This window comes from Verrucosispora sp. SN26_14.1, assembly GCF_004307965.1.
GTDB lineage: Bacteria > Actinomycetota > Actinomycetes > Mycobacteriales > Micromonosporaceae > Micromonospora.
Genome location: NZ_SISL01000171.1, coordinates 1 through 11,679 on the forward strand (window position 1 = coordinate 1; position 11,679 = coordinate 11,679).

The following is an 11,679-nucleotide window of genomic DNA, read 5'->3' on the forward strand; positions in this document are numbered from 1 at the left end:
CCGACCGCCGCCTCGGCGGCCGACCGCCAGTCGGCGTGGTGCCGGTCGGCTCCGCACGGACCGCGCAACACGTCGGTCAGCCGGACCGCCAGCGGCACCAGTCCCGTGGACGCGGCGTGCACCGCCACCGCGACGAGGTTGCGGCGTTCCCGTGCCAGCCAGCCGCGAGCCGCCCGGCGCCCGGCGAAGGTCGAGGTCCGGGGGGTGACGGGCACCCGGACCACCTCCGGGTGGCACAGCCCGACCGCCTCGTCGGCGGTGCGCAGATACCACCCGCCCAACCGGCGCAGCGCCGCCCGGCGGTACGCGGGGGCGTCCTCGGCGGTGCCCCGCTCGGCGGCGTAGCGTGCCATCAGGCTGTGCAGGCGTACCGCCCCGTCCCTGCCCTGCTCGACGAGTTGGGCGCGGACCAACTCGTCCAGTGCGTGCGACGCGGTGGCGACGGGCAGGCCGGCCAGCTCCGCGACGGTCTCGGCGCGGTGCGACACCCCCGGCACGAGCGCCAGCAGCCGGAAGATCCTCCGGGTACGCGCCGGCAGCGCGGTGTAGGCGAGGTGGAACGCGGTGCGGACCGCCGCGCGACGGCTGCCGGGCAGGCTCAGCGCGTCGAGCGGGTTGGCGCCGAGCAGCTCGACGAATTCGCCGATGCCCTGGCTCGGATGGGTGGCGAGGTGGGCCCCGGCGATCCGCAGCGCCAGCGGCAGGCGGTCGCAGTGGTCGACGAGCGCCGCCAGCGCCGCGCGTTCCCGCGTGACCCGGTCCGGTCCGATCATGACGGTCAGCAGCGCCGCCGACTCGGCGGGGGAGAGCACGTCGAGGGCGACGACCCGGACGCCGGGGCAGGAGGTGAGGGCCTCCGGTCGCCCGCGGTGCGTGACGAGGACCGCGCAGTCGGCGGCGAGTGGGAAGAGGCCGCGCAGCGCCGAGGCGTCGTGCAGGTCGTCGATGACGATGAGTACCCGGCGACCGGCGAGGCGGCGCTGCAACGCGCGGGCCCCGGCGGCGGGGGTGGCCGGTGGACGGTCCTCTCCGGCGGCGGTCAGTAGTTCGGCGAGGATCTGCGGCCAGTCGCGGCCTGCGCCGTCGGCCTCACTGGCGTGCACATACCACTGGCCGTCGGGGAACCGGTCCCGCAGGCGGTGTGCGGTGCGGACCGCCAGCGCCGACTTGCCGACGCCCGGTGCCCCGGTCAGGCAGACCACCGGTGGCCCGTCCGGCGTCGCGCGCAGCGCCGCGTGCAGCTCCGCAAGGGAGTCGCCTCGCCCGGCGAAGTCGGCGACGTCCGGGGGTAGTTGGCACTGCGCCCGCCAGCCGCTGCGGGCGGCCACCACGGGACGGTCGGTCCGACGCTGCGGCGTCCGGGGCCGCGCGGCGTCGCCGGTCTCGGCCAGCAGTCGTCGGTACCGCTGCCGCAGCTCCAGGCCGGGCGTCGCGTCGAACTCCTCGCGCAGCCGGTCGCGGGCCCGGTGGTACGCGGCGAGTGCGGCGGCCCGGTCACCGCTGCCGGCGAGCGCCTCCATGAGCTGCGCCCAGAGGCGTTCCCGCTGCGGGTGCGCGACGACGGCGGTACGCAGTTCCCCGACGACCTCGGCATGCCGACCCAGGGCCAGTTCGAGTTCGAAGCGTCGTTCCGTCAGGTGCAGCAGATCCGTCACCAGGCCGGTGACCACCTCCTGCCGGATGCGTACCGACGGCACCAGGGCGAGTGGTTCCCCGCGCCACTCCGCCAGCGCCTGCCGCACCCAGTACATTTCGACGTCCGGTCGCCCGGCGCGTCGTGCCTCCCGGGCCCGCGTCGCCGCCTCGCGGTAGCGGTGCAGGTCCAGTGACCCGGGCGGCACGACGATGCGGTACGCGCCCGGCCGGGTCTCGATCGGCGCGGGCACGTCGGGGCGGATGCCGGCGAAGAGGGCGCGCAGCCGGGAGAGGTGCACGTGGAGGGCGGCCCGGGGGTTCTCCGGGGGTCGGTCGTGCCACGCCGCGCCGACCAGTTCCGGCGCGCCGACCCAGGTGTTCGCCCGCAGCAGCAGCGCCGCGAGGAAGACGCGTTGCTTCGGGGCGGTGACCGGCACCGGGCAGCCGGAGAGCGTCGCGACCAGGGGTCCCAGGACGCGGTACTCGTCGTCGGCGGTCTGCCCGGTTCCGGCTGTCGCGGTCACGCGGCCTCCTGGACGGTGGGCCTTCTATCGTCGCGCCTCGATGTTTCCGGACGGGAAATGCGTGCCGGTCATATTCGTCATGTGGGTTGCAGGGTGGCGAGCGTCGACCGTCGGGGCACGTCGCGCGGGGGCAGGCCGCAGGCCTCGGCCAGAAGCGCGTACGAGCGCACCCGGGCCCGGTGGTCGTGGATCGTGGACAGGACGACGAACTCGTCCACGCCCACCGCCTCGCTCATCGCGGTGAGCTGCCGCGCGACCTCGTCGGGGGAGTCGACCAGGTAGCGCGGCCACTCGGTGCGCTCGGTCGACAGATCCTCGGCGAGACCGGGCAGCTGGGCGAGCGCCACCTCGGCGGGGGGCACGGGTCGCAGGTCGCCCCGCGACATCCGGTGCCGGAAGAGGCGCTGGCTGGCGAAGATCTGCTCCGCCTCCTCGCGGGTCGGCGCGCAGTAGACGCCGATGCCGACCATCACCCGGGGGGTGCCGCCGGTGCGCGGGTCGAAATGCCGCCGGTAGGTCTGCACCGCCTCGGTGACCAGCTCCGGGCGACCGAAGTGCGCGAAGGAATACGGCAGCCCGAGTCGACCGGCGAGGGCCGCGCTGGGCGGACTCGCGCCGAGCAGCCAGACCTGGGGGGTGCCCTCCACCGACGGCATGATGCCGCCCTGGTCGCCGACGGCGCCGAGGAACGCGCGCACCGCGTCGACCTGGTCGCCGAACGCGTCGTCGGAGGAGGTGTAGAGGTGCGGGTTGAGCAGCCGGGCGTCGCGGGAACTGGCTCCTGCGCCCCGCCCGATGCCGAGGTCGACCCGGCCCGGTGCGAGGGCGTGCAGCACCCGGAAGGTCTCGGCGACCTTGAACGGGCTGTAGTACGGCAGCAGCACGCCGCCGCTGCCGATGCGGATCCCCCTCGTCTCACCGCTGAGCCGGGCCACCATGACCTCGGGGGCCGGGCTCGCGAACGACGGCGTGGCGTGGTGCTCGGCGAGCCAGTAGCGGTGATAGCCCAGCGCGTCGGCCGCGCGGGCCAGGTCGAGAGTGTGGTGCAGGGCCTGGGTCGGAGTGGACCCCTCGGGGATCATCGACTGGTCGAGGATCGACAGCTGCACGGGTGCTCCCTGCGTGTCAGGCGTCGGCGGGCAGGCCGACGGGGCGGGTGAGCCGCGCGACGACGGAGGCCAGGCGCTCGTCGAAGGCGGCGGCGTCCAGTGCGGTGGCCAGCTCCGCCCGGCATGCCTGGGCGGCCAGGGCGTGCCGTTCCAGGCCGGGCTCGGTGATCTGGCAGTAGACCCCACGGCGGTCGTGCGCGCAGCTCACCCGGGCCGCGAGTTGCTTGGCGGTCAGGCGGGTGACCAGGCGGCTCATCGAGGACTGGTCGAGGGCGACCGCGTCGCTGAGGTCCTGGATGCGCATGCCCCGAGGGTTGCCCCGGGTCAGCTCGTCGAGCACGAGCAGCTCGGTGAGGGTCAGGTCGAAGTCGCGGGTGAGCCGTCGGTCCAGCGTCTGCCCGAGTCGACCGGTGAGGACGGTCAGCTGCCGCCACAGGGCGAGCAGGTCGGGCTGTCCGTCGCGTCGCTCCGCCATCGGGCCCCCTTCGTCTGCTACCGCCCTACCCTACATGTCGCTGCTCATTCAATGTAACAGCATCTTCTTTTCGTGCCTGACTGCGAGTCGGGGCAGGGAAACGCGTACGGCACGCTGAAGTGCGCCAGAACAATGTGTGCACATGCATGTAGTATCCCAGCGTCAATCCCCGATCACCCGGCTCGGAGGTCCACACCATGTCCAGTGACACGCCGTCTCTGGCCGCAACCGAGGGGGCCGCGTCGCGGCGGGCACCCGACGACGCGCCCGATCCCACCGGCCCGACCCCGGTCACCGACGACCGCCTCGACCCGGCCTTCCTCAAGATGGCCGGGGTCCTGCTGCTGGCCCTGCTCATGGCGCTTCTCGACGAGACGATCGTCAACGTCGCGGTGCCGCGCCTGACCGCGGTGTTCGACGCGCCGCTGTCCACCATCCAGTGGGTCACCGCGGTCTATCTGCTCGCCGTCGCGATGGCCACCCCGGTCGCCGGGTGGGGGGTGGACCGGTTCGGCGGCCGACGAGTGTGGATCTTCGCCGTCGTGCTGTTCACCCTCGGCTCGCTGTTGTCCGGTCTGGCCTGGTCCGCCGAGAGCCTGATCGCGTTCCGCGTGGTCCAGGGGATCGGCGGCGGCATGATCTTCCCGGTCGTGCAGGCACTGATCGCCCGCGCCGCCGGCCCCGCCCGCGTCACCAAGGCGATGGGCCTCATCTCGATCCCGCTCACCGTCGGCCCGGTGCTCGGCCCGATCCTCGGCGGCTTCTTCGTCGACGACATCAGCTGGCGGTGGATGTTCTTCATCAACCTGCCGGTCGGCGTGGTGGCGCTGGTGCTCGCGCTTCGTGTGCTGCCCGCCGACGGTCCCACCGGGGACACCACCGCGCCGAAACTGGACCTGCTCGGCCTGGCCCTGCTCTCGCCCGGATTCGCCGCGCTGATCTACGGCCTCGTCACCGCCGCGCACCGCGGCGACTTCGGTGACGGGCGGGCGGTCACCGCCTTCGTCGTCGGCGCGGCCCTGCTCGTGGCGTACGTGCTGCACTCCCTGCGTACCAGCGCACCGCTGATCGACGTACGGCTGTTCCAGAAGCGCGGGTTCACCATGTCGGTGGTCACCATGCTGCTCGTCGGCGCGGTCGCCAACGCGCTGCTGTTCCTCACCCCGCTCTACTACCAGCAGGCACGCGGGTTCGGCGCACTGCACGCCGGCCTGCTGATGGTCCCCTCCGGCATCCTCGGCGCCGCCGGTGCCATCGCCGTCGGCAAGACCGGTTCCCGCCTCACCGCGCGGGCCACCGCACCGATCGGCATGCTGCTCGCCGCACTCGCCGCGCTGGTGCTCTCCGGCGTCGGACCGGACACGTCGCAGACGGTGACCGCCGTCGCGTTCGGCGTCGGCGGATTCGGGATCGGGTTCACGGTGCCGGGCGTGATGGCGTTCATGTACCTCGCCGTCGGTGACGCCGACGCGCCCCGGGCCACCAGCGCGCTGTTCATCCTCAACCAGATCGGCGGGGCGCTGGGCATCGCCGTGGTGGCGGTCGCCCTCCAGGACCGTCTCGCGGCGGCCGGCACCTTCGCCCCCGAGGCGTACGGCCGGACGTACTGGTTCGTGGTCGGGTTCGCGCTCGTGGCCGGTTTGGCCGCCGCGTTCGTGCCCGGACCGCTGCGCGCGCCACGACAACCCGCCTGACGCTGGGGGCGTCCTCGACCCGGCCGCGAGTGTCCACGGCTAGAACCGGCGGTGGCGGCACCGCGCCGCCGGTCGACGGAAGAGGAGCCCCCGCATGCGCGTCATCCGTTACTCCGAGCACGGCGGTCCCGAGGTGCTGACCGTCGACAAGGTGCCGGTGCCGGAGCCCGGCGAGGGCCAGTTGCGCGTCCGGGTCGAGGCCGTGGGCGTCAACTTCATCGAGACCCAGCTGCGCTCCGGCACCGCACCGTTCCCGTCACCGGTGCCCAGTGCGCCGCGCGGGGACGTGGTGGGCCGGGTGGAGGCGGCCGGCCCGGGCGCGCACCGCTTCGCGGTCGGCGACCGGCTGGCCGCCTGGGGCGTGGCCGACGCGTACGCCGACCACGTCCTCGTCACCGACGGGCAGGCCGTCGCCGTACCCGACGACGTGTCGGCGCCGGTCGCCACCGCGCTCGCCTCGACCGCCCAGGTCGCCGCGAACGTGCTCAGCGTCGGCCGGCTCGCCCCCGGCGAGTCGGTGCTCGTGCACGCCGCCGCCGGGGCGATCGGGCACCTGGTGACCCAACTGGCGAAGCTGCGCGGCGCCGGGACCGTGATCGGCACGGTCGGCTCGCCGGAGAAGGCGGCGTTCGTCCGCGACCACGGTGCCGACGTCGTGGTCGACTACACCGCACCGGACTGGGCCGAGCAGGTGCGGGCGGCGACCGGTGGCGCCGGAGTGGACGTGGTCCTGGACAGCGTCGAAGGGCCGGTGTTCGCACCCAGCCTCGCGTTGCTGAAACCGCTCGGCCGTCTGGTCTACTACGGATTCGCGGGCGCCGACGGCGACGTGGCGCGGGTCGCCCTGACCGATCTGCTCGGTCTCAAGAGCATCGTGGGCACCGCGTTCGACGCCTGGCTCGCCGCCGCCCCCGAGGAGGCGGAACGGCATCAGCGGGAGCTGACCGAGCTGGTCCGGGACGGCCGGCTGCGGGTGGCGGTGCACGCGGTCCTGCCCCTGGAGGAGGCGGCGCAGGCACACCGGCTCATCGAGGACCGCCGCCAGCTCGGCCGCGTGGTGCTGGTCCCGTGACCGCCGTCGAGCACCGGCCGCTGGTGGTGGTCGGTGCCGGCCCGGCCGGTCTGAGCACCGCCATCTTCGCGAGCCTGCACGGGGTGCGTCCCCTGGTCGTGGAGCGCCGCGCCGGCACGTCGACCGGGGTCAAGGCCACCGGTCAGTACCCGCACACCATGGAGGCGCTGCGGGTGGCCGGCCTGGTGGACCGGATCCGCGACCTGAGCCGTCCGGACCGTACCGAGTTCTCCATGGTGCTCGCGCCCCGACTGGGCGGCCCGGTCACCAGGACGCTGGTCAGCGGCCGGGAGCTGACCATGCGGCACGTGTCGCCCGAGGAGTGGGGGACGGCCAGCCAGTCCGGTGCGGAGGCCGCTCTCGCCGAGCGGGCCCGTGACCTCGGCGCCGAGGTGCGCTTCGGCACCCGGCTGCTCGGCCTGGCGCAGGACGACGACGGTGTGACCGCGTTCCTGGAGGAGACCGAGACCGGTACGCGTCACCGGGTGCGGGCGCCGTACCTGGTCGCGGCCGACGGCTGGCGTAGCCCGGTGCGGGAGTCGCTCGGCGTACCCCTGCAGGGGCGTGGCGTGGTGGGGCAGGTCCTGCGGGTGCTGTTCAAGGCCGACCTCAGCGAGCCGCTGGCGCACACGCCCGGTGCCGCCGACGGCTCCCGGTTCGCGGCCTTCCACGTCAACCGGGCGGTGCTGTTCAACACCGAGATCCCCGGCCTGTACGGCTACTTCCGCAACCTCACCCCGGAGCTGCCGGAGGGCTGGCACCGGTCCCGGGAGGCGATCGCCCGGCAGATCACCGTCGACCTGGGACTCGACGCGGACCTGCCGATGGACATCACCGAGTACGGCGAGACCTCGATCGCCTGCGCGGTCGCCGAACGGTTCCAGGTGGAGCGGGTGCTGCTGGCCGGCGACGCCGCCCACGTGATGCCGCCGACCGGCGGGCTCGGCGGCAACACGGCGATCATGGACGGGTGGTACCTGGGCTGGCGGCTCGCCGCCGTGGTCCAGGGCTGGGCGGGGCCCGACCTGCTCTCGACGTACCAGGCCGAGCGGGGGCCGTACGCCCGGCTGCTCGTCGAGCAGCAGTTCGCCAACCTGGTCGAGCGGGTGGCGCCGGAGCTGCGCGACGACAGCGTGCCCGCCCCGCTGCCACCGGCCGTGCTCGCCTTCGGCTACCGGTACCCGGCCGGTGCGGTCCTGCTCGAACCCGGCGACGACGGCACGCTCGTGGAGGACCCGACCACGGCGACCGGCCGGCCCGGATCGCGGGCGCCCTTCCTGCCGCTCACCGGCCCGGACGGCGCCGACACCTCGACGACGGCACTGTTCGGTACGGGGTTCGTGCTGCTGACCGGGTCGGCGGGGGCCGCCTGGGCGGAACCGGCGAGGCAGGCCGCCGAGCGGCTCGGCGTGCCCCTGGTCGTGCACACGATCGGCCCGACGGGGGAGTACGCCGACCGGGACGGCCAGTTCGACGCCCGCTACGGCATCGGGCCCGACGGCGCCACGCTGGTGCGGCCGGACCGTTTCGTGGCCTGGCGGGCGGTGGGCCCGTTGCCCGATCCCGAGGCGCGGCTGGAGCAGGTGCTACGGACCCTGTTGCGGCGATGAGACGTGCGCGGTGGCGGCCGGGCCGGGCTCTCACCCGGTGCCGAGGTCACCGGCACCTCGATCGGGATGGTCGGTCCGTCCAGGGCGGACTGACCGGGCCGGCGGCGGGACCTGGTCGGCAGGCCCGTGCTCTCCTCGGCGGGCTCCGCCGAGGACGACGCGAGCGGTTCGGCCGCCCGGGTCTCCGTCCGGGGTGCGGTGGGTGCCGCCACCGCCACCGGTGCGGGTGACCGCTCGTCCGGGGTGGGGGCCGCGTCGGCGGGCAGTTCCGGGGTCTTGCTCCGGGTGGTCGACTGCGACACCGCCGGCTGTGCGCCGTCCACGATGATCAGGTCACCCGGGATCAGCACCACGGCGGTCGTCCCGCCGTACGGCGACTCCTTGAGGTGTACCCGCACCCCGTGCCGGTCGGTCAGCCGGCTCACCACGTAGAGGCCCAGCCGGGACGCGTCGGCGAGGTTGAGCTCGGAGCGGTCCACGATGCGGTGGTTGGCGGCGGCCAGGTCCTCCTCGGTCATGCCGAGTCCTCGGTCCTCGATCTCGAGGGCGAACCCGTTGCCGACCAGCTGCCCGCGCACCTCCACGGTGGTGTGCGGTGGCGAGAACGACAGCCCGTTCTCGATCAGCTCGGCGAGCAGGTGGATGACGTCACCGACGGCCCGCCCGGCCAGCGACACCCCGCTGATCGGAAGCACCTGGACGCGGGTGTAGTCCTCGACCTCACCGACCGCGCCACGGACCACGTCGACCATCGGCACGCTGCGGCGCCAGGCCCGGCCGGGCGTGGAACCGGAGAGCACGATCAGGTTCTCCGCGTTACGCCGCATCCGGGTGGCCAGGTGGTCGACGCGGAACAGGTCCTCCAGTTCCTCCGCGTCCTGCTCCCGGCGCTCCATCGAGTCCAGCAGGGTGAGCTGCCGGTGCACCAGGGCCTGGGTACGCCGGGCCAGGCTCAGGAAGACGTCGCGTACCGCGCGGCGCAGTTCCGCCTGCTCCACCGCGGTCCGGATGGCCGTCTCCTGCACCACGGTGAACGCCTTGCCCACCTGGCCGATCTCGTCGTCACCGAACTGCAGCGGCGGCGCCTCCTTGGCCACGTCCACCTGCTCGCCCCGGCCGAGCCGATCCACCACATCGGGCAGTCGTTCGTTGGCGAGCTGGAACGCGGCGTCCCGCAGGCGTTGCAGTTGCTGCACCAGGGCACGCGCGGTGGTGACCGAGACGATCACCGAGGCGATGACGGCGAGCAGGCCGAGACCGGCGGCGAGCACCAACCGGATGATGACGCCGACGGCCACAGGGGTGGCCCGTTCGACCACGTCGTCACCACCGGCCAGCACGACGTCGCCGATCTCGATCAGCGCCGGCCCGGTGGCGTCGGTCCACCCCTCGACGCTGAACGGCAGCCGCGTGTTGTTGCCGGCCAGCATCACCTGGTTCTCCAGGTCGGCCAGCCGGCGGAAGTTGGGACCGGAGGACATCTGCTGGTAACGGGCCTGATCCGCCTGCGGCAGCCGGACGACCGCCTGCTCGGCGACGAAGTGGCGGGCACCGACGATCCGGGTGAACTCCGCGCGCTCGCTCACGGTGATCCGGCCGGCGGCCAGCACCCCGGCGAGCAGGGCGTCCTCCTGGGACAGCAGTTCCCGGGCCCGGTTGAGCTGAATGAGTTGGGTGGTGTCCTCGGCGACCTGGTCGTCGTCGAGATTGCCCAACTCGTCGTAGACCTGATAGATCGACTCGATCACCCGGGTGAACGCACCGCCGGCCTCGCTGCGGCCGATGTTGCGGTCGTCCACGGCGGCCCGGGTGTCCGACAGCGCGGCGATCCTACGGTTCAGGTCACTGATCCGTTGCTGCAGAGCGTCGCTGCCGAGCAGGCCGACCTGCCAGTGCCCGGCCGACTCCTCGAACTCGGCGGCCAGTTCGTCGGTACGCTGACGCACCTGCACGAGTTCGCCGCGCCTGCGGTCCTCGGGCCGCCCGAGGTAGGCCAGCGAGGTCCGGCGTTCCAACTGCAACTGCAACAGCAGCGGCTCGGTGGGGTCGAACACCCGGACGTCGAGGGCCTGCACGCCGACGAGGTTGACACCCTCCCGGATGGTCACCCAGGCGGTGAAGCTCCAGAGTGCCACCAGCGAGGCCAACAGGGCCACGACCTTGGTACGCAGATTCGAACTGCGGGAACCCATTACACCGTCCCTGGCCCGGAGCGAGTTGATCGGTCAGTCAGGCGGGCGACACACGCACCGACCCCGGCGCACGCTAACAGCGTCACCGTTGCAACTCAAGCGCTCGTGATCATGCCCTGGTGGGGGGCCGCGGGGCCCTTACCGCCACGGCGTGCCGCGCCCTCGGTGAGCGCCAGACGCCGCGCCGCGAGGACCGCCGCGCGCACCACGAGGAGCGGCGTGTAGAGGTCCTTGTCATGCCATAGTGGAGGGTCGGTGGTGGCGCCGACCTGCAGGTGTGGCAGCGCCAGACCGGCTGCCGCCACCGCCTCGGGCCGCCGCCGACCGCCTGCGCCGAGCAGCACGTGCACCGCGTACGCCGTCTCCTCCGCGGTGGTCGACCATCGCCCCCAGCCCCCGTCGTCGCGCTGGGTGGCGAGCACCCACCCGACGGCCCGGTCGACGGCTTCCGCGGCGACCTCCGGCGGTGCGTGCCCGGCCAGCGCCAGGGCGGCGCAGGAGGTGGCGTAGTAGGGCGAGGCGTGCCAGCGGTCCGTCCAGTGACCGTCCGGCTGCTGCACCTCCCGCAACCAGCCACCGAGGGCCGCGACCCGGGCGCCGTACCGGTTCGCTCCCTCACGGGTGTGCCGGGCGTGCCAGCCCAGCGCCTCCAGCACGTGCGCGTTGGTGGTGACCGAGTCGCCGTCCTCCCCGCGCCAGGTGCAGAAGTGGCTGCCGAGGTCGTAGCGGAACAGACTCGCCGGGTCGACCGGCCGGCCCAGCCGGGCCAGGGCGTACAGGGTGGCCGAGGTGGTGTCCGCGTCGGCCGGTAGCCCCGGTCCGGTCGCCGCACCGTCCGGGCCGAGCGCGGCGACCAGTCCGGCCACCAGCGCGGGCGACGGTCGGACCGGCACGCCCGCCCGGATGAGCGTGCCGAGCGTCCAGGACCGTTCGAACACGGTGATCGGGGTGCAACACGGCACCGGGCCCTCGTACCGGGCCACCACCTCGTCCAGGTACGCCCGCGCGGCCCGGTCCGGCGTTCGCCGCTGGTTGAGCCATCGGGCCGTGGCGGCGGGCGAGGCGCCCACCGCACCGTCGACGGGACGCACCTCGTCCCGGGAGGCGGCGTTCGGTCCGAGCACCTCGTAGGCGTGCCAGAGCTTGCGCGGCATCGGACGGTCGGTGGCGAGCAGCGCGGAGACCGCGTCGAGGCGCCGCCGGTCCACCCGGGGCAGCGGATGGGTGGCGAGCAGTGTCGGGGTGTCCCGGTCGCGGAGCCGGGCCAGGTGCGTGTCGATGCGACCGGTCAACGCCGGCACGATCAGATCGGCCGCCGGGGTGTCCGGCAACGGCGCGCCGGCCCCCAGCCCCCGGGCCAGCGCGGTC

Annotated in this window: 7 protein-coding genes and 1 pseudogene; 3 read left to right on the forward strand and 5 right to left on the reverse strand. The window is 73.8% G+C overall.

Features of this window, described 5'->3' with window-relative positions; genetic code table 11:
• The 3 genes from EYA84_RS16540 to EYA84_RS16550 all read right to left on the reverse strand — a co-directional run.
• Positions 1–2,159 (reverse strand): BTAD domain-containing putative transcriptional regulator (locus EYA84_RS16540; protein WP_131053971.1); only part of this gene is annotated, 2,159 nt, incomplete at its 3' end.
• Between the two features lie 77 nt (positions 2,160–2,236).
• Positions 2,237–3,268: an LLM class flavin-dependent oxidoreductase gene (locus EYA84_RS16545; protein ID WP_131053972.1), complete on the reverse strand. Its 1,032-nt coding sequence runs from the start codon at positions 3,266–3,268 to the stop codon at positions 2,237–2,239.
• A 16-nt stretch (positions 3,269–3,284) separates the two neighbouring features.
• Positions 3,285–3,743: a MarR family winged helix-turn-helix transcriptional regulator gene (locus EYA84_RS16550; RefSeq protein ID WP_131053973.1), complete on the reverse strand. Its 459-nt coding sequence runs from the start codon at positions 3,741–3,743 to the stop codon at positions 3,285–3,287.
• 197 nt (positions 3,744–3,940) lie between these two features.
• On the opposite strand from EYA84_RS16550, the gene EYA84_RS16555 reads away from it, so the two are divergent.
• From EYA84_RS16555 to EYA84_RS33495, 3 genes and pseudogenes are all read left to right on the forward strand, one after another.
• On the forward strand, positions 3,941–5,437 hold the full coding sequence (locus EYA84_RS16555) for a DHA2 family efflux MFS transporter permease subunit (RefSeq protein ID WP_131053974.1): 1,497 nt from the start codon (positions 3,941–3,943) through the stop codon (positions 5,435–5,437).
• A gap of 94 nt (positions 5,438–5,531) precedes the next feature.
• Positions 5,532–6,509 carry a zinc-binding dehydrogenase gene (locus tag EYA84_RS16560; protein WP_131053975.1) on the forward strand — a complete coding sequence of 326 codons (978 nt, stop codon included), beginning with the start codon at positions 5,532–5,534 and terminating at the stop codon, positions 6,507–6,509.
• Between the two features lie 26 nt (positions 6,510–6,535).
• A pseudogene (locus tag EYA84_RS33495) lies at positions 6,536–8,050 on the forward strand (FAD-dependent oxidoreductase); the annotation flags it as partial.
• Here the strand turns inward: EYA84_RS33495 and EYA84_RS16570 are convergent.
• Both EYA84_RS16570 and EYA84_RS16575 read right to left on the reverse strand, forming a co-directional pair.
• Positions 7,990–10,311 (reverse strand): nitrate- and nitrite sensing domain-containing protein, encoded by a 2,322-nt coding sequence (locus EYA84_RS16570; protein WP_236145801.1) that lies wholly within the window; start codon positions 10,309–10,311, stop codon positions 7,990–7,992. The pseudogene EYA84_RS33495 and the gene EYA84_RS16570 sit on opposite strands and share 61 nt — an antisense overlap.
• A 95-nt stretch (positions 10,312–10,406) precedes the next feature.
• Positions 10,407–11,679 (reverse strand): prenyltransferase/squalene oxidase repeat-containing protein (locus EYA84_RS16575; RefSeq protein WP_275540803.1); only part of this gene is annotated, 1,273 nt, incomplete at its 5' end.